Annotated in this window: 15 protein-coding genes; 4 read left to right on the plus strand and 11 right to left on the minus strand. The window is 69.4% G+C overall.

Going from position 1 to position 18033, the window contains the following annotated elements; translation table 11 throughout:
• Positions 1-394: 394 nt before the first annotated feature.
• From ACIGO6_RS30270 to thyX, 3 genes are all read right to left on the minus strand, one after another.
• Positions 395-2080: a ribonuclease J gene (locus ACIGO6_RS30270; RefSeq protein ID WP_399881904.1), complete on the minus strand. Its 1686-nt coding sequence runs from the start codon at positions 2078-2080 to the stop codon at positions 395-397.
• Positions 2081-2238: 158 nt separating this feature from the next.
• Positions 2239-3138: a 4-hydroxy-tetrahydrodipicolinate synthase gene (gene dapA, locus ACIGO6_RS30275; protein WP_399881906.1), complete on the minus strand. Its 900-nt coding sequence runs from the start codon at positions 3136-3138 to the stop codon at positions 2239-2241.
• Between the two features lie 211 nt (positions 3139-3349).
• On the minus strand, positions 3350-4090 hold the full coding sequence (gene thyX / locus ACIGO6_RS30280) for an FAD-dependent thymidylate synthase (protein ID WP_399881907.1): 741 nt from the start codon (positions 4088-4090) through the stop codon (positions 3350-3352).
• 190 nt (positions 4091-4280) lie between these two features.
• Between thyX and ACIGO6_RS30285 the strand changes: the two genes are divergently transcribed.
• Together ACIGO6_RS30285 and ACIGO6_RS30290 are read left to right on the plus strand one after the other, a co-directional pair.
• Entirely contained in the window at positions 4281-4520 is a 240-nt protein-coding gene (locus tag ACIGO6_RS30285; protein ID WP_399881909.1) for a hypothetical protein, read from the plus strand.
• 116 nt (positions 4521-4636) lie between these two features.
• The gene (locus tag ACIGO6_RS30290; RefSeq protein WP_399881911.1) at positions 4637-5191 is read left to right on the plus strand and encodes a hypothetical protein; all 555 of its coding nucleotides are present in this window, start codon (positions 4637-4639) and stop codon (positions 5189-5191) included.
• A gap of 79 nt (positions 5192-5270) precedes the next feature.
• On the opposite strand, the gene ACIGO6_RS30295 is transcribed toward ACIGO6_RS30290, so the two are convergent.
• The 5 genes from ACIGO6_RS30295 to rpsO form a co-directional block, all read right to left on the minus strand.
• On the minus strand, positions 5271-5726 hold the full coding sequence (locus tag ACIGO6_RS30295) for a hypothetical protein (RefSeq protein ID WP_399881913.1): 456 nt from the start codon (positions 5724-5726) through the stop codon (positions 5271-5273).
• Between the two features lie 37 nt (positions 5727-5763).
• A complete protein-coding gene (dapB, locus tag ACIGO6_RS30300) occupies positions 5764-6516 on the minus strand; it encodes a 4-hydroxy-tetrahydrodipicolinate reductase (protein ID WP_399881915.1) in 753 nt (250 codons plus the stop codon).
• Between the two features lie 25 nt (positions 6517-6541).
• On the minus strand, positions 6542-7921 hold the full coding sequence (locus ACIGO6_RS30305; RefSeq protein ID WP_399881917.1) for a M16 family metallopeptidase: 1380 nt from the start codon (positions 7919-7921) through the stop codon (positions 6542-6544).
• The gene (locus ACIGO6_RS30310; protein ID WP_399881919.1) at positions 7918-10137 is read right to left on the minus strand and encodes a polyribonucleotide nucleotidyltransferase; all 2220 of its coding nucleotides are present in this window, start codon (positions 10135-10137) and stop codon (positions 7918-7920) included. The genes ACIGO6_RS30305 and ACIGO6_RS30310 overlap by 4 nt, the downstream gene beginning before the upstream one ends.
• Before the next feature lie 314 nt (positions 10138-10451).
• Positions 10452-10739 carry a 30S ribosomal protein S15 gene (gene rpsO / locus ACIGO6_RS30315; RefSeq protein WP_006130415.1) on the minus strand — a complete coding sequence of 96 codons (288 nt, stop codon included), beginning with the start codon at positions 10737-10739 and terminating at the stop codon, positions 10452-10454.
• Positions 10740-11042: 303 nt separating this feature from the next.
• Here rpsO and ACIGO6_RS30320 point away from each other — a divergent pair, with 303 nt between their 5' ends.
• A complete protein-coding gene (locus ACIGO6_RS30320; RefSeq protein WP_399881922.1) occupies positions 11043-11339 on the plus strand; it encodes a DUF397 domain-containing protein in 297 nt (98 codons plus the stop codon).
• A 63-nt stretch (positions 11340-11402) separates the two neighbouring features.
• Here ACIGO6_RS30320 and eccD read toward each other — a convergent pair whose 3' ends face one another.
• Complete coding sequence (gene eccD, locus ACIGO6_RS30325) at positions 11403-12914, minus strand: type VII secretion integral membrane protein EccD (RefSeq protein WP_399882199.1); 1512 nt, start codon at positions 12912-12914, stop codon at positions 11403-11405.
• A 259-nt stretch (positions 12915-13173) separates the two neighbouring features.
• Here eccD and eccCa point away from each other — a divergent pair, with 259 nt between their 5' ends.
• Complete coding sequence (eccCa, locus tag ACIGO6_RS30330; RefSeq protein ID WP_399881924.1) at positions 13174-17151, plus strand: type VII secretion protein EccCa; 3978 nt, start codon at positions 13174-13176, stop codon at positions 17149-17151.
• Between the two features lie 103 nt (positions 17152-17254).
• Here the strand turns inward: eccCa and ACIGO6_RS30335 are convergent, their stop codons facing one another.
• Both ACIGO6_RS30335 and ACIGO6_RS30340 read right to left on the minus strand, forming a co-directional pair.
• Positions 17255-17554 (minus strand): WXG100 family type VII secretion target, encoded by a 300-nt coding sequence (locus tag ACIGO6_RS30335; protein ID WP_399881926.1) that lies wholly within the window; start codon positions 17552-17554, stop codon positions 17255-17257.
• Between the two features lie 109 nt (positions 17555-17663).
• Positions 17664-18014 (minus strand): WXG100 family type VII secretion target, encoded by a 351-nt coding sequence (locus ACIGO6_RS30340; protein WP_399881928.1) that lies wholly within the window; start codon positions 18012-18014, stop codon positions 17664-17666.
• Between the last annotated feature and the right edge of the window lie 19 nt (positions 18015-18033).

The following is an 18033-nucleotide window of genomic DNA, read 5'->3' on the forward strand; positions in this document are numbered from 1 at the left end:
GAACCGATCAGGTCGGGGTATCAACATATCTGGCGTTGACTTTTGGCACGCTGTTGAGTTCTCAAGGAACGGACGCTTCCTTTGTACTCACCCGACCTCTCGGGCTTTCCTCCGGGCGCTTCCCTTCGGTCTTGCTTTTCCGACTCTATCAGATCCTTTTCCGATCCGATTTCCTCGGTGCTTTCCAGGTTCCCGCCTTCGCGTTTCCCTTTCCGGCGGTTCCGACTTTATCAGAGATTCTGAGTCGGAATTTCCACCCCCCGGGGCCGACTCCGAACCACGATGTGGTCGGGTGCCCGTCCGAGCGGAGATGTAAACGTACTGGAGCGGGGCGCCCCGATGCAAATCGAGGCGCCCCGCTCCGGTTTGGCGCTGCCGCAGGCCCGACGGGTCGTCAGACCTCCACCACCACAGGGAGGATCATCGGCCGACGCCGGTAGGTGTCCGAGACCCACTTGCCGATGGTCCGGCGCACCAGCTGCTGGAGCTGGTGGGGTTCGACGACCCCGTCCTGGGCCGAGCGTTCCAGTGCTTCGACGACCTTGGGGAGCACCGCGGCGAAGGCCGAGTCCTCGATGCCCGAGCCCCGGGCCTGGACATGGGGCCCGCCGGTGATCTTGCCGGTGGAGGAGTCGATGACCACGAAGACCGAGATGATGCCCTCGTCACCGAGGATCTTGCGGTCCTTGAGGGCCGGCTCGCCCACGTCGCCGACGGAGAGGCCGTCGACATAGACGTAGCCCGCCTGGACCTTGCCGGAGATCTTGGCCTTGCCCTCGACGAGGTCGACGACGACGCCGTCCTCGGCGATGACGATGCGGTCGTGCGGGACTCCGGTCAGGGCGCCCAGTTCGGCGTTGGCGCGCAGGTGGCGCCATTCGCCGTGGACCGGCATCAGGTTCCTGGGCCGGCAGATGTTGTAGAAGTACAGCAGTTCGCCGGCCGAGGCGTGGCCCGAGACGTGGACCTTGGCGTTGCCCTTGTGGACGACGTTCGCGCCCCAGCGGGTCAGGCCGTTGATCACGCGGTACACCGCGTTCTCGTTGCCCGGGATGAGGGACGAGGCCAGGATCACCGTGTCGCCGTCGACGATGCGGATCTGGTGGTCCCGGTTGGCCATGCGGGACAGGGCGGCCATCGGTTCGCCCTGGGAGCCCGTGCAGACCAGGACCACTTCGCTGTCCGGCAGGTCGTCGAGCGTCTTGACGTCCACGACGAGGCCCGGCGGGACCTTGAGGTAGCCCAGGTCACGCGCGATGCCCATGTTGCGGACCATGGAGCGGCCGACGAAGGCGACCCGGCGGCCGTACTCGTGGGCCGCGTCCAGGATCTGCTGGATGCGGTGGACGTGGCTGGCGAAGCTCGCCACGATGATCCGCTTGCGGGCGCCGGCGAAGACCTGCCGCAGGACGTTGGAGATGTCCCGCTCCGGCGGAACGAAGCCCGGGACCTCTGCGTTCGTCGAGTCGGCGAGGAGCAGGTCGATGCCCTCCTCGCTGAGCCGCGCGAAGGCGTGGAGGTCCGTGAGGCGGTTGTCCAGCGGAAGCTGGTCCATCTTGAAGTCGCCCGTGTGGACGGCCATGCCCGCGGGGGTGCGGATGGCGACGGCCAGCGCGTCCGGGATGGAGTGGTTGACCGCGATGAACTCGCAGTCGAAGGGGCCGATGCGTTCTCGGTTCCCCTCCGCCACCTCGAGGGTGTACGGACGGATGCGGTGCTCCTGGAGCTTGGCCTCGATGAGCGCGAGGGTCAGCTTGGAGCCGATCAGCGGGATGTCCGGCTTCTCGCGGAGGAGGAAGGGGACGCCACCGATGTGGTCCTCGTGGCCATGGGTGAGGACGATGCCCTCGATGTCGTCGAGGCGGTCCCGGATGGACGAGAAGTCCGGCAGGATCAGGTCGATTCCGGGCTGCTCCTCCTCGGGGAAGAGCACTCCGCAGTCGACGATCAGCAGGCGGCCGCCGTACTCGAAGACCGTCATGTTGCGGCCGATTTCGCCCAGGCCGCCGAGGGGGGTGACCCGGAGGCCGCCCTTGGGGAGCGCCGGGGGCCGGCCCAGTTCAGGATGCGGATGACTCAAAAGACTCTCCTCACCACACACGCCACGTACCGGTGGGCACGTGGCGCGCGTGACGTTCGTGCAGAAGCAGTTGTCGTAGTGGGGTGCGGGCACCGGTGGCCCGCGTATTCAGTTGTGAAGTCCGGTCGCGCGGTGGTGCGGTCGTGCGAAGTCTGTTGTCAGAGCTGTACCCCGCCGGCGGCAAGATCGATCTTGAGCTGCTCGGTTTCCTCGGGCGTGAGGCCGACCATGGGCGCGCGCAGCGGTCCGGCGGGCAGTCCCTGGAGGGCGAGCGCGGCCTTGGTGGTCATGACGCCCTGGGTGCGGAACATGCCGGTGAAGACCGGGAGCAGCTTCTGGTGGATCTCCAACGCCTTCTGTACGTCACCGGCGACGTGCGCGTCGACCATGGCGCGCAGCTCGGGGGTGACGACATGGCCGACGACGGAGACGAAGCCGACCGCGCCCACGGAGAGCAGCGGCAGGTTCAGCATGTCGTCGCCCGAGTACCAGGCGAGTCCGGAACGCGCGATGGCCCAGCTCGCGCGGCCGAGGTCGCCCTTGGCGTCCTTGTTGGCGACGATCCGCGGGTGCTCGGCGAGGCGGACCAGCGTCTCGGTGTTGATCGGGACGCCGCTGCGGCCGGGGATGTCGTAGAGCATGACCGGCAGCTCGGCGGCGTCGGCGATGGCCGTGAAGTGCTGGTACAGGCCCTCCTGCGGGGGCTTGTTGTAGTACGGCGTGACGAGCAGCAGGCCGTGCGCGCCGGTGCGTTCGGCGGCGCGGGCCAGCTCGATGCTGTGCTGCGTGTTGTTCGTGCCGACTCCCGCGACGACATGGGCCCGGTCGCCGACGGCCTCCAGGACGGCTCGTACGAGGTCCGCTTTCTCCGCGTCGCTGGTGGTGGGGGACTCGCCGGTGGTGCCGTTGATGATCAGGCCGTCGTTGCCTGCGTCCACCAGGTGGGCGGCGAGCCGCTGCGCGCCGTCGAGGTCGAGTGCGCCGTCCGCCCGGAAGGGCGTGACCATGGCGGTGAGGACCCGCCCGAAGGGGGTCTGCGGAGTGGAGGTCGGAGCCATGGGTTACACGCTACTCGTTGCTCAGGGCGGGGTCTGCCCTCGGGGGAGGCGGCAGACCGGGAGAAGGGTGGAGCCCGGCACTGCCTGCTCGGGGGTTCAAGCAGTGCCGGGTCCCTTTGATCAGGCTAGATGAAGTTCACAGAACGCCGCAATCCGGACACTTCGGGCGGTGGATGCGCACATCTGTGCCGGGCCGGGCGCCATGGACGCCCTACGGCGCCACGCGTCCGTTCGCGTTGAAGGCGGCGTAGGTGAGCGGCATGAGCTCGGCCCAGGCGGCCTCCATCTTCTCGCCGACCATTTCGATCTCGCGCTGCGGGAAGGAGGGGACCTTGGCCAGCTCGTGCTGGGTGCGCAGGCCGAGGAAGTGCATCAGAGAGCGGGCGTTGCAGGTGGCGTACATCGAGGAGTACAGGCCGACGGGGAGCACCGCGCGGGCCACCTCGCGGGCGACGCCTGCGGCGAGCATCTCGCGGTACGTCGCGTACGCCTGGCGGTAGGAGTCCTCCATGGCGCCGCCCACCAGCGCGTACTGGTCCGGGGTGCCCTCGACGAAGACGTACTTGCCGGGCCGGCCCTGCTGGACCAGCTTGCGGGAGGTGTCCGGCACGTAGAAGACCGGCTGGAGCTCCCGGTAGCGGCCCGATTCCTCGTTGTAGGACCAGCCGACGCGGTGCCGCATGAACTCGCGGAAGACGAAGATCGGCGCGCTGATGAAGAAGGTCATCGAGTTGTGTTCGAACGGGCTGCCGTGCCGGTCCCGCATGAGGTAGTTGATCAGGCCCTTGGAGCGCTCCGGGTCCTTCTTCAGCTCGTCCAGGGACTGCTCCCCCACGGTCGAGACGCGGGCGGCGAACAGCACGTCGGAGTCGGTTGCGCTGCTCTTGACCAGCTCGACGGTGACGTCGCTGCGGAGGTCGATCTTGAAATCGTCGGCGGGGGTGTCGGTCACGGTGTGGTGGGCCTTCCCATCTCGTCACTTGGCGGAGCCACTCTACGGCCGCCGGGTCACGGCCCGCCGAATCGGGCGATCGGGGCGGTGCCGCAATGAAGACGGCGAAACAGGGCACCTGGAGGGGCGTTCGTTCGTCTGTATGAGTAACAGCACTTCATTCCAGTCCCTGAAGGGAGACGCAGTCCCTATGATCCGCCGGCGTGAACCCGTACCGTTCGCCTTCGTCGCCGAGGCCGACAGGTTCCGCAGCAATGTCGCACCCCCGCCCCGCGAGCGGGCGTCCTTCGGCCAGTTGGCCGGACGCTGGCTGCTGGGCCTCACCGTCGTCGCAGGACTCGTGGGCTCCCTGGTGATCGGGATGCCCGCCCTGTCGGCCGACCAGCCCTCCTCGCACAAGCAGCCGTCACAGGCCTCCGAGGGGCACTAGGCGCGTCGGGCACGGTCGGCCCGACTCCGTCCGGACCCCCGAGGGTGGTGACCGGAGACACAGGTCGGTAGCCTCACCGGGCACAGCACATGCCATGGAACGAGTGAGGACCAGCCGTGCCCCTGCCCTTCCTGACGGCCGACCGCGCCTTCGACGCCACCGACGACGTCGCGCTGCCGTACGACGATCGCGACCTCTGGCGCCGGCCCTACCGACCGGGGCCGTGGCGCGTGGGGGTGGCGGCGCTCTTGCTGCTGCTCGCCTCGTTCGTCCTGTTCGCGGCCGTCATCATCGCGGCGACGGACTCGCTGTCCGCCGCCGGTGTGGTCTTCGGCGTGGCGCTGGTCGTGATCGTGTGCGCCTTGCGGCTGCTGCGCATGGGCGCGTGGGTGAGCGCGCACGGGGTCCGGCAGGTGAGCTTCCTCAGCACGCGCACGGTGGACTGGCAGCAGGTCGCCAGCGTGCGGACGGTGCAGCAGCCGGTGCGTTGGCTCGGGCTGCCGCGGACGGTGCAGGGGCAGGCGCTGCTCCTCGTCCGGCAGGGGCGGTCCGCCGAGGGCATGCCTCCGCTGCTGACCACCCACAACGCCGACTTCCTCGCCAGGGAGGACGCCTTCGACCGGGCGGCCGACGCCGTGGAGGCGTGGGCCGGCGAGTACCGGCGGGGCTGAGCGCCGTGGGCAGACGCCGGGGCCCGGACCGCAGTGCGGTCCGGGCCCCGGCGTTTCGGTCTGTGGCGTCTCGGTCAGTTCAGGCGGCCTCGACGTGCTTGCCGTCGTGCAGGGCGATCGCCCGCTGCATCGCCTTGCGGGCGCGCGGCGTGTCGCGGGCGTCGTGGTAGGCGACGGCGAGGCGGAACCAGCTGCGCCAGTCGCCGGGGGCGTCCTCCGTCTCGGCCTTGCGCAGGGCGAAGACCGCGTCGGCCGAGTCCCGGTCGACCCGGCCGCTCGGGGTGCGCTTCAGCTCGTCGATGGGCAGCCCGCCCTCGGCGTCGAGTTCGGCGGCGAGCTGGTTGGCCCTGCGGACGAACTGGGTGTTCTTCCAGAGGAACCACACGCCGATCACCGGCAGGATCAGCACCGCGACGCCGAAGGTGACGGTGAGAAGTGTGCCGGTCTTGATGAGCAGCACGCCGCGGCTGCCGACCAGGGCGAAGTAGAAGACCAGGACGGCGGCCGTGACGGCGTAGGAGATTTTCGCGCGCATGAGGGTCAGGGGCTCGGTTCGAGTCTCGGTGCCGGGCTCAGTTCAGGTCCAGGAAGTGTTCCAGGCCGAAGGTGAGGCCCGGGGTGCTCACCACCCGGCGGGCGCCCAGCAGGATGCCCGGCATGAAGCTGCTGTGGTGCAGGGAGTCGTGCCGGACGGTGAGGGTCTCGCCCTCGCCGCCCAGCAGGACCTCCTGGTGGGCGAGCAGGCCGCGCAGGCGGATCGCGTGGACCGGGATCCCGTCGACGTTCGCGCCGCGGGCGCCGTCCAGGGCGGTGGCAGTGGCGTCGGGCGCCGGAGCGGAGCCTGCCTTCTGCCGGGCCTGGGCGATCAGCTGGGCGGTGCGGGTGGCGGTGCCGCTGGGGGCGTCGACCTTGTTCGGGTGGTGCAGCTCGACGACCTCGACGGACTCGAAGTACGGGGCAGCGATCTGCGCGAACTTCATGGTCAGTACGGCGCCGATGGAGAAGTTGGGCGCGATGAGCACGCCCGTCTCCGGCGACTTCGCGAGCCAGCCGGTCAGCTGCGCGAGGCGCTCCTCGGTCCAGCCGGTGGTGCCGACGACGGCGTGGATGCCGTGGCCCACGCAGTAGTCGAGGTTGTCCATCACCGAGTCGGGGGTGGTCAGCTCGACGGCGACCTGGGCGCCGGACCCGGCCAGCACCTCCAGGCTGTCGCCCCGGCCGAGGGCGGCGACCAGCTCCATGTCCTCGGCGGCCTCGACCGCCCGTACCGCCTCGGAGCCGATCCGGCCCTTGGCACCGAGGACGGCCACGCGCAGCTTGCTCATGTTCTTCGCTTCCTTACCGGGAGGGTTAGGCGACGGCGTCGTGCAGCCGGGACGCCTGCTTGTCCTTCAGCGGGCCGATGACCGACAGGGACGGTCGTCGGCCGAGGACGTCGCGGGCGACCGCGCGGACGTCGTCCGGCGTGACCGAGGCTATCCGGGCCAGCATGTCGTCGACGGACATCTGCTCGCCCCAGCACAGCTCGCTCTTGCCGATACGGTTCATCAGCGCGCCGGTGTCCTCCAGGCCGAGGACCGTGGAGCCCTGGAGCTGGCCGACGGCGCGGCCGATCTCTTCGTCGCTCAGGCCGTGCTCGGCGACGTGGTCGAGCTCGTCGCGGCAGATCTTCAGCACGTCGTGCACCTGGGAGGGCCTGCAGCCCGCGTAGACGCCGAAGAGGCCGCAGTCGGCGAAGCCCGAGGTGTACGAGTACACGCTGTAGGCCAGGCCGCGCTTCTCCCGGACCTCCTGGAACAGGCGCGAGGACATGCCGCCGCCGAGTGCGGTGTTGAGGACGCCCATCGCCCAGCGCCGCTCGTCGGTGCGGGCCAGGCCCGGCATGCCGAGGATGACGTGGGCCTGCTCGGTCTTGCGGCCGATCAGCTCGACGCGGCCGGCGGCGCGGATGGTGCGCCGTCCGTCGCGCGGGGCGATGGGCGCGGCCACCGGGTCCCGGAAGGCGCCGGCCTTCTCGAAGGCGGCGCGGACCTGGCGTACGACCTTGTTGTGGTCGACGTTGCCGGCGGCGGCGACCACCAGGTGCGTGGGGTCGTAGTGCTTCCTGTAGAAGCGACGGATGCGGTCGGCGGTGAGGGCGTTGACCGTGTCGACCGTGCCGAGGACGGGGCGGCCCAGCGCGTTGTCGCCGAACATGGTGTGCGCGAAGAGGTCGTGCACGCAGTCGCCGGCGTCGTCCTCGGTCATCGCGATCTCTTCGAGGATCGCGCCGCGCTCGACGTCCACGTCCTCCTCGCGGATGAGCGAGCCGGTCAGCATGTCGCAGACGACGTCGATGGCGAGCGGCAGGTCGGTGTCGAGCACGCGCGCGTAGTAGCACGTGTACTCCTTCGCCGTGAACGCGTTCATCTCGCCGCCGACCGCGTCGATGGCGGAGGAGATGTCCAGGGCGCTGCGCCTGCGGGTGCCCTTGAAGAGCAGGTGCTCCAGGTAGTGGGTGGCGCCGTTCAGGGCCGGGGTCTCGTCGCGGGAGCCGACGTGCGCCCAGATGCCGAAGGTCGCCGAGCGGACCGAGGGCAGGGTCTCGGTGACGATGCGCAGGCCGCCCGGGAGGGTCGTCTTGCGCACCGTGCCGATGCCGTGCTCGCCCTTGATCAGGGTTTGGGTACGGGCGACGGCCCGCGCCTCCGAGGAGGTGCGGGCCGTCGCCTTGGAGCTACGGGACGTCACTGGTCGGCGTCGTCCTTCTTCTCTTCGCTGCCCTCTTCGCCCTCGACCACGGGGATCAGGGAGAGCTTGCCGCGGGAGTCGATCTCGGCGATCTCGACCTGGACCTTCTGGCCCACACCGAGGACGTCCTCGACGTTCTCCACGCGCTTGCCGCCGGCGAGCTTGCGGATCTGCGAGATGTGCAGCAGACCGTCCTTGCCGGGCAGCAGGGAGACGAACGCGCCGAAGGTGGTCGTCTTGACGACCGTACCCAGGTAGCGCTCGCCGACCTCGGGCATGGTCGGGTTGGCGATGCCGTTGATCGTGGCGCGGGCGGCCTCGGCGGCCGGGCCGTCGGCGGCACCGATGTAGATGGTGCCGTCGTCCTCGATCGTGATGTCGGCGCCCGTGTCCTCCTGGATCTGGTTGATCATCTTGCCCTTGGGGCCGATGACCTCACCGATCTTGTCGACGGGGATCTTCACGGTGATGATCCGCGGCGCGTTCGGGGACATCTCGTCCGGCGTGTCGATCGCTTCCATCATCACGTCGAGGATGTGGAGGCGGGCGTCACGGGCCTGCTTGAGGGCCGCGGCCAGGACGGAGGCGGGAATGCCGTCCAGCTTGGTGTCGAGCTGGAGGGCGGTCACGAACTCCTTGGTGCCGGCGACCTTGAAGTCCATGTCGCCGAAGGCGTCCTCCGCACCGAGGATGTCGGTGAGGGCGACGTAGTGCGTCTCGCCGTTGATCTCCTGGGAGATCAGGCCCATGGCGATACCGGCGACGGGGGCCTTCAGCGGCACACCGGCGTTCAGCAGCGACATGGTGGAGGCGCAGACGGAGCCCATCGAGGTCGAGCCGTTGGAGCCGAGGGCCTCGGACACCTGACGGATCGCGTACGGGAACTCCTCGCGCGTCGGCAGCACCGGCACGATGGCGCGCTCGGCGAGGGCGCCGTGGCCGATCTCGCGGCGCTTCGGGGAGCCGACGCGGCCGGTCTCACCGACGGAGTACGGCGGGAAGTTGTAGTTGTGCATGTAGCGCTTGCGGGTCACCGGGGAGAGGGTGTCCAGCTGCTGCTCCATGCGGAGCATGTTGAGGGTGGTGACGCCCAGGATCTGGGTCTCGCCACGCTCGAACAGCGCGGAACCGTGCACGCGCGGGATGGCCTCGACCTCGGCGGCCAGGGTGCGGATGTCGGTGACACCGCGGCCGTCGATGCGCTTCTTCTCCTTGATGACGCGCTCACGGACCAGGGACTTGGTCAGCGAACGGTACGCGGCGGAGATCTCCTTCTCGCGGCCCTCGAACTCCGGCAGGAGCTTCTCGGCGGCGAGCGCCTTGACGCGGTCCAGCTCGGCCTCGCGCTCCTGCTTGCCGGCGATGGTGAGCGCCTGGCTGAGCTCGGGGCGGACGGCGGCGCTGAGCGCCTCGAGGACGTCGTCCTGGTGGTCCAGGAAGATCGGGAACTCGCCGGTCGGCTTGGCGGCCTTCGCGGCGAGGTCGGCCTGGGCGCGGCACAGCACCTTGATGAAGGGCTTCGCGGCCTCCAGACCGGCGGCAACGACCTCCTCGGTGGGCGCCTCGGCGCCGCCCTCGACCAGCTTGACGGTCTTCTCGGTGGCCTCGGCCTCGACCATCATGATCGCGACGTCGCCGTCCTCCAGGACGCGGCCCGCGACGACCATGTCGAAGACGGCGTCCTCGAGCTCGGTGTGCGTCGGGAAGGCCACCCACTGGCCGCGGATCAGCGCGACGCGGACGCCGCCGATCGGGCCGGAGAAGGGCAGGCCGGCCAGCTGCGTGGACGCGGAGGCGGCGTTGATCGCCACGACGTCGTACAGGTGGTCGGGGTTGAGGGCCATGACCGTCGCGACGACCTGGATCTCGTTGCGCAGGCCCTTCTTGAAGGACGGGCGCAGCGGGCGGTCGATCAGGCGGCAGGTGAGGACGGCGTCCTCGGAGGGCCGGCCCTCACGGCGGAAGAAGCTGCCGGGGATCTTGCCGGCGGCGTACATCCGCTCCTCGACGTCCACCGTCAGCGGGAAGAAGTCGAGCTGGTCCTTGGGGTTCTTGGAGGCGCTCGTGGCCGACAGCACCATGGTGTCGTCGTCCAGGTACGCCACGGCGGAACCGGCGGCCTGACGGGCCAGGCGGCCCGTCTCGAAGCGGATGGTGCGGGTACCGAAGGCGCCGTTGTCGATGACGGCCTCGGCGTAGTGGGTCTCGTTCTCCACTAGCGTTTTCTCCATTGCTTGTCGTCTTTTGTCCCTCCTCGCCCGTGTGGCGGGGGGACGGGGGTGGAGAAGCGCTGCGTCCTGTGCGGGCCGGTCTTCGATCGAAGCACCCGGGATCCTCTCCCGGGGGCCACTACCGAGGACCGGCGGCGAGGCGCGCTCCTCCTCGTTCGTCTGTGTGCGTCTGTTTCGTTCGGTTTTGTGCGTCGTGCTTCTCGTGTTCGGTTACCACACTACAAAGGGGTGGCGACACCGCGCACGTACAGCAAAGGGAGCGGCCCCCGAACGATGGGAACCGCTCCCTTCACGGCGTCTTACTTGGCGCCCGCCGCACCGCGGCGGATGCCGAGGCGCTCGACCAGCGCACGGAAGCGCTGGATGTCCTTCTTGGCGAGGTACTGCAGCAGCCGGCGGCGCTGACCGACCAGGATCAGCAGACCACGACGGGAGTGGTGGTCGTGCTTGTGGGTCTTGAGGTGCTCGGTCAGGTCGGAGATCCGACGGGACAGCAGCGCGACCTGGACCTCGGGGGAACCGGTGTCGCCCTCCTTGGTACCGAACTCGGAGATGATCTGCTTCTTCACTGCGGCGTCGAGCGACACGCGTACTCCTCTTGGTCTGTGAGTGGCCACCGAGTGCCCCCGGTCTACGTCTCGGGGGATCTTCCTTGACTCGGAAGGCGGGGATCCGCTGGGCGCGGCCACCAGAGCTCCAGGCTCCGGGGGCGCGTACACATACGGCCGTCACACAGAGTACCAGCCGGGCCGGACGGCCCCGTGCGCAGGCCGGAGACCGGACCGTCACTCCTGCCGGTCACGGACATCGGCAAACCGCTGAGCAGGGAGAACCCCGGCCAGTAGGGTGGCCGCACAGATCGCCCGCAGCACAGGAAGGACCGAGCCACGATGGCCGATGCCGAGGACCTGGAACTCAAGGCCCGTAAGGAACGGGAGCGAGACGAGCTCTACTCCCTCGACATCTCCGGCGTCGAATGGCACAGCGCGCCCGGCACCGAGGAGCACGAGGAGCGGGTCGAGATCGCCTACCTTCCCGCGGGTGCCGTGGCCATGCGGTCGTCGCTCGACCCGGACACCGTGCTGCGGTACACGGAGGCGGAGTGGCGGGCCTTCGTGCTGGGCGCCCGGGACGGGGAGTTCGACCTGGAGCCGGCGCCGGGCGGCGGGGGGAACAAGGCGGGATGACGCGGAAGGGGCGGCAGCGCCTGTCGGCCTGCCGCCCCGGACCGTGCCCAGGAGGGCCGGCGGTCAGTCGCCCGTCATCGACCGTGCCGAGGCATAGACGTCGAACACCGCGAGTGCCAGAGGGATCAGGGTCAGGAGAACGAAGGCTTCGGCGATCTCCATGAAGCGGCCCCAGAAAGGCGTGACGCCACGCCGGGAGGTGATCAGGCCGATCGCCGTGACCAGGACGACAGCCGCGGCCACGGCCGCCGCCAGCCACACGCTGCGGATGTCGAGGGCCGCGGTGTCACCCTGGAGGGCGTCACGCCAGTACTCCGTCGGCGGGTTCATGGCGAGCCCGAGTCCGAGGAAGACGAGCGAGCCGAGTCCGGCCGCCAGCGTCGCGGCGACCTGGACGGTGTAGCGGAACAGGTGGGCCCGCATCAGCATGGCGATCCCGGTGGCCAGCGCGAGGAGCTGGGCCCACACGTTGGTGGAGAAGCTGAGGACGATCGCCGCACCGACGGAGACGAGCCCGCAGCCGCCGACCAGTCCTGCGAGGAGTTCGTGACCGCGGCGCGCCTGGGCGGCGACGCGCTCCGCGTCGACGGGCTCCGAGGAGACCGTCTCGTCCGTCGTGTAGGAACCGCGCGAGCCGTTGGGCAGTTCGAAGCCGATGGGCAGTCGGGCGAAGCGCACGGACAGACCGGGCAGGAAGGCCAGGGCGCACACCGAAAGAGGCGCGCAGATCGCGGCCGTCTCCATGGGCTGCAGATGCGTCAGCATCGCGATGAACGTCGTGATCAGGCCGATCGTGGCGGCGAAGACGAACGCCACGAAGGGGCTGTCGCCGCCCGGTGACACCAGCATCAACAGCACGGAGGCGACCAGCACCGCCGCGCAGGCGAGGAGGAACTGAAGCCGTCCGATGCCCTGGCCGTCGGCGAGCGGCACCAGCCCCGAGCCCGCCACGGCGATGTTCGGGAGAGCTCCCAGCCCCAGGGCGATCGCCGCGCCGCGGTCGTCGTACACGCGGGCGCGGACGCAGGCGAACGTGGTGAGCAGGACGCCGGCGACCGCGGCGATGATGCCCTGGAGGCCGTGCATGTCGTGGCGGACCTGGGAACTCCAGGCCACGAACGCGAGCAGCACCGGGAGGACGCCCGCACCGATCAGACCGGCGGTGCGCGTGAGCTCGCCGTCCCACAGGGAGCGGTCGCGGGTGACGGCCGAGGCGACCGCCTCCGAGACGTCGTCGATCACGGCGGGGGGCAGTGATGCCGCGAAGGGCCGCAGCGTGAGCAGTTCCCCGTCGAGGATGCGCTGGGCCGCGAAGGACCGGGCGCTGTCGAGTACGGTGCCGTCGCGGCGCACGAGGTGGTAGCCGACCGGCGCGCCCTCCGCGGGGCTCTGCTGGGAGAACCGCAGGATCTCCGGGTAGAGGTCGGCGACCGGTACGTCGTCGGGCAGTGCCACGTCGATGCGGCTGTCGGGTGCCACGATGGTGACCCGGCTAAAGCCGAGCCCCGCACCTGGCCCCGCCGGGACTGTGCTGCCCGGTCCACCGGCCGCGCCGGCCGGCGCGGAGGCCGTCATGCTCACCTGCTGTTCCCCCTCGTCGGTAATGCGGGCAGGGCACGGTACCGTTGCGCCTCGCCCTCCGGTAGCCGTCGTGTCCGGCCGTTCCGCGACGCCCGCACTCCCCGGCCGATTCGCAACTGTTCACACGTCTTACGGGCACCCTATCGTCCGCCGTCGGCAGGTGGAGTCAGTAGGATCGCCCTTCGCGATCGACGTGCGCCGGACACGGGGCGGCGGACGGAACGGATCGGCCGGGCAAGGGAATTGGTGCGAAGTGAGCCACATCGTCGTCAAGCGCCCACCGCGGGCACTGCCGAAGGACGTGCCCACGCAAGAAGTCGTGCTGCAGCCACCGCCCGAACTTCCGCGGGGGCAGCAGGAAGGCGCCTTGATGCAACTCCTGCCCATGCTCGGCATGGGCGGGTCCGTGGTCTTCTTCTTCAATCCCCAGGCCCAGCCGTTCATGAAGATCATGGGCATGGTGATGGTGGCCTCGACGATCGCCATGGGCATCGCGATGCTGATCCGCTACCGCCGGGGCAACCAGGGGCAGATGGCCGACATGCGCCGGGACTACCTGCGCTACCTGTCCCAGACCCGGCGATCCGCCCAGAAGACCGCACAGGCCCAGCGCGACGCGCAGTACTACCTCCATCCTTCACCGGAGCAACTGTGGGCGTTGGTCGCCGAGGGCAGCCGGGTCTGGGAACGGCGCAGCGGCGACGACGACTTCGGTCAGGTACGAGTGGGCCTCGGCCCGCAGGCCCTCGCCACGCCCCTGATTCCGCCGGAGACGGCTCCGGTCGACCAGTTGGAGCCGCTGACCACCGGCGCCATGCAGCGCTTCCTTGCCACGCACAGCGCCCTCGACGGCCTGCCGATGGCGATCTCGCTGCGTGCCTTCTACCACGTGACCGTCAGCGGTGAACCCGGCACCGTGCGCGCCACCGCCCGCGCCGTCACCGCCTCGCTCGCCTCACTGCACTCCCCCGACGACCTGGTCATCGCCGTCGCCACCGGCCGCGACTCCGCGCAGGAATGGGAGTGGAGCAAGTGGCTGCCGCACGTCCAGTCCCGGGGCGCCGCGGACGGTGCGGGCAGCATCCGGCTGATCACGAACGATCCGGTGGAACTGGAGGACCTGCTCGGCGACCGGCTGCAGGGGCGTCCCCGCTTCCACCCCGACGGCCAGCCCGTGCCCGACCAGCCGCATCTGGTCGTCGTACTCGACGGGATCTCCCTGCCGCCGACGTCGCTGCTGGCGAGCCCGGAGGGCCTGCAGGGTGTCACGGTGCTGGAGGTCATGCCCGGAAACCTCACCAGCGGGCGCGGCGACCTCTCGGTCGTCGTTCACCCGAAGGAGCTGCGGCTGGAATCGGCCCACGGCATGGTGTACGAGGGCACGCCGGACGGCCTGTCGTACGAGGCCGCCGAGGCCCTGGCGCGGCAACTGGCGCCGCTGCGGATGGCGTCGGGCGGGGACGACGACGAGCCGCTGCTCGCCAACCTGGAGTTCACCGATCTGCTGAACCTCGGGGACGCTGCGTCCGTGGACACGAGGCGCACCTGGCGGCCCCGTTCGCAGTCGGAGCGGCTGCGGGTGCCGATCGGTGTCGGCGAGGACGGCCGGCCGGTGATGCTCGACCTGAAGGAGGCGGCACAGGAGGGCATGGGCCCGCACGGCCTGTGCGTCGGTGCGACCGGTTCCGGTAAGTCGGAGCTGCTGCGCACACTGGTCCTCGGCCTCGCTGTCACGCACTCCTCCGAAACCCTCAACTTCGTGCTGGCCGACTTCAAGGGCGGTGCCACCTTCGCGGGCATGGCCCAGATGCCCCACGTGGCGGCCGTCATCACCAACCTCGCGGACGACCTGACCCTGGTCGACCGGATGGGCGACTCGATCCGCGGCGAGCTCAACCGCCGCCAGGAGATGCTCCGCGACGCGGGCAACTACGCCAACATCCACGCCTACGAGAAGGCCCGCGCCGCCGGTGCCGCGCTGCAGCCGATCCCGTCCCTCGTGCTGGTGATCGACGAGTTCAGCGAACTGCTCACGGCGAAGCCCGACTTCATCGAGATGTTCGTGCAGATCGGCCGTATCGGCCGATCGCTGGGCGTGCACCTGCTCCTCGCCTCGCAGCGACTGGAGGAGGGCCGCCTGCGCGGCCTCGAGACCTACCTGTCGTACCGGATCGGTCTGCGCACCTTCTCGGCGGCGGAGTCGCGGGCCGCGCTCGGTGTCCCCGACGCCTACGAACTGCCGAACGTCCCCGGCTCCGGTTTCCTGAAGTTCGGTACCGACGAGATGCTCCGCTTCAAGGCGGCGTACGTGTCGGGTGTGTACCGTACGAGCGCCCAGCGGACGGCGTCCTACGGCGGTCCTCTTCCCGTCGACCGCCGACCCGTGCTGTTCACCGCTGCCCAGGTCCCGGTGCAGTACCTGGCGGTCCCCGCACAGCGCTCGGAGGCAGGGGACGACGCGCCCGACGACGCACTCGCCGACACCGTCCTCGACGTCATCGTGCGGCGCCTGGAGGCACAGGGGCCGGCCGCCCACCAGGTATGGCTGCCGCCGCTGGACAGCCCTCCGTCGCTCGACACGCTCCTGCCGGGCCTCGCGGAGGTGCCGGGCCGTGGCCTGACCCAGCCCGGTTACGAGGGCGCGGGCCGGCTGGTGGTGCCCGTCGGTCTCGTCGACAAGCCGTACGAGCAGCGTCGTGACCCCCTGTGGGTGGACTTCAGCGGCGCGGCGGGTCACATGCAGATCCTCGGTGGACCGCAGTCCGGCAAGTCGACGCTGCTCCGCTCGATCATCGCGTCCTTCGCCCTCACCCACACCCCGCACGAAGTGCAGTTCTACGGGCTGGACTTCGGCGGTGGCGGCCTGTCGGCCGTGGCGGGCCTTCCGCACGTGGGAGGCGTGGCCTCACGCCTCGACCCCGAACAGGTACGGCGCACGGCTGCCGAGGTGTACGGCGTCATGACGCGCCGCGAGGAGTACTTCCGCACCGCCGGCATCTCCTCCGTCGCGGAGTTCCGCAGCCGCCGCGCGCGGGGCGACATCTCCGTGACCGATCAGCCCTGGGGTGACGTCTTCCTGGTCATCGACGGCTGGGGCAGTTTCCGTACGGACTACGACGCCCTGGAGCCGTACGTCCTCGACATCGCGGCGCGCGGTCTCGGCTACGGCATCCACCTGATCATCACGGCGTCCCGCTCCATGGAGGTTCGCAGCAACCTCAAGGACCAGCTGATGAACCGCCTCGAACTGCGGCTCGGCGACCACATGGACTCCGAGTTCGACCGCAAGGTCGCGGCCAACGTCCCGACGGGCGTGCCCGGCCGTGGCCAGACCCCGCAGAAGCAGCACTTCATGGCGGCGGTGCCGCGCATCGACGGCCTGTCCTCCGACACGGACCTGGCGGAGGCGACGCAGGCACTCGGCACCGAGGTGTCCCGGCACTGGCAGCAGCCCGGTGCCCCCGCAGTACGCCTGCTGCCGAGGGAGTTCCCGGCGCACCAGCTTCCGCCCGGCGACCGGTTCCCCCGCCGCGGGGTCTCCTTCGCGCTCGACGAGGACAACCTCGAGCCGGTGTTCGTGGACTTCGAACAGGACCCGTTCCTCCTGGTGTTCGGCGAGAGCGAGTCCGGCAAGTCGAATCTGCTGAAGCTGCTCATCCAGCGCATCACCGAGCGCTATGACGGGGACAACTGCAAGCTGTTCGTCGTCGACAACCGGCGCTCGCTGCTGGGCGTGACACCGTCCTCGCACCTGGCGGAGTACGTTCCGATGTCGAACCAGATGCAGCACCACATGGACGCCCTCGCCGAACTGATGCAACGCCGCACCCCGACGGCCGACGTCACGCCGGAGCAGTTGCGCAACCGCAGTTGGTGGAACGGCCCGACGATCTACATCGTCATCGACGACTACGACCTGGTGGCCACGTCGAGCGGCAATCCCCTGGCGGTGCTGACGGAAATGCTGCCCTTCGCCCGGGACGTCGGCGTGCGCTTCATCATCGCCCGCTCCACCGCGGGCGCGGGCCGGTCCGGATACGAGGCCTTCATGCAGCGCATCAAGGAACTCGGCGCCCAGGGCATCGTCCTCAGCGGCGACCCGGCCGAGGGCGACCTGATCGGCGGGGTACGTCCACGCCAGATGCCGCCGGGGCGGGGCGTGTTCGTGTCGCGGCGCCGGGGGAAGCCGCTGGTTCAGGTGGGGTTGGTGGAGGACGGCAGCGGGCGGTGACCGCCTGAAAAACAAAGGAGGGTGGGCGTCTCCCGCGCACGCCCACCCTCGTCACCGCGCCGGCTCCTGCCGCATGCGGTTGCTACAGCTACAACACCTGCGACTACTGCAGGTACCTGGACGCAGCCAGGTCACCCTCCATGTACGTACCGCCGGAGGAGCCGACGACATGTCCGATGCCCATGAGGGCCTGGTGGATGTCGCTGGTTTCCTTGCGCCAGGCCTCCAGCTTCAGCGCGAAGGCGCCCTGGGCCTTGCCCTCCCAGTACTGCCTGCTGCCTTCCACCATCTTGGTGAGGTGCTGAATGTCCTCGTCGAGCAGCTTCGCCTCGTTGGCGAGGTTGGTCGCCGCGAAGTCGAGTCCGTCGTACGTTACCTGCAGACCGTCCGCGTTACGGCTCATCCCTGCCTACCTCGTCTCTTCCGCCTGTGATTGATGTTCGCGCATCGACGCCCTCGTGTCTCATGTCCGCCAGGCCCGTCGACACCACGGATTCCGTTATGGATTCCGTTCAGGTCATCGAGCTGAACGGCGACGACTGCACCGTGGGGGCACCATCGTTGACGTTGATCTTGTTCACGGCCGCGCGGATTTCGTCTTCCTTGCTGTCCTTGATGTTGCGCGTCGAGGTCATCGCATCGACGACGTCAGCGAGGATGCGGCCCATGTTCTGCAGCGAAGTGTTGATCTCGTGCTGCTTGGTGTCGAACGCGGCACGGCCGATGCCCTGCCACTGGCCCTCGAGGCTGTCGATCACACCCTGCAGGTTGTGCACCCGCTTCCGAATGCTCTCGAACTTCTCGTACATGTCCTTCTGCAGCTTGATTACTGCTGCATCTTCGAGCTTCTGGTCGACGGCCATGTTCCGCCTGCCCTCCCTC

It is taken from the genome of Streptomyces sp. NPDC053750 (genome assembly GCF_044544295.1).
Taxonomy (GTDB): Bacteria; Actinomycetota; Actinomycetes; order Streptomycetales; family Streptomycetaceae; genus Streptomyces.

Excerpts from the sequence above, each read along its gene's own strand:
- dapA (WP_399881906.1), bottom strand. The coding sequence starts at position 3,138 with ATGGCTCCGACCTCCACTCCGCAGACCCCCTTCGGGCGGGTCCTCACC.
- ACIGO6_RS30335 (WP_399881926.1), bottom strand. The coding sequence starts at position 17,554 with ATGAGCCGTAACGCGGACGGTCTGCAGGTAACGTACGACGGACTCGAC.
- ACIGO6_RS30320 (WP_399881922.1), top strand. The coding sequence starts at position 11,043 with ATGGCCGATGCCGAGGACCTGGAACTCAAGGCCCGTAAGGAACGGGAG.
- ACIGO6_RS30340 (WP_399881928.1), bottom strand. The coding sequence starts at position 18,014 with ATGGCCGTCGACCAGAAGCTCGAAGATGCAGCAGTAATCAAGCTGCAG.
- ACIGO6_RS30285 (WP_399881909.1), top strand. The coding sequence starts at position 4,281 with ATGATCCGCCGGCGTGAACCCGTACCGTTCGCCTTCGTCGCCGAGGCC.
- eccD (WP_399882199.1), bottom strand. The coding sequence starts at position 12,914 with ATGACGGCCTCCGCGCCGGCCGGCGCGGCCGGTGGACCGGGCAGCACA.
- ACIGO6_RS30295 (WP_399881913.1), bottom strand. The coding sequence starts at position 5,726 with ATGCGCGCGAAAATCTCCTACGCCGTCACGGCCGCCGTCCTGGTCTTC.
- dapB (WP_399881915.1), bottom strand. The coding sequence starts at position 6,516 with ATGAGCAAGCTGCGCGTGGCCGTCCTCGGTGCCAAGGGCCGGATCGGC.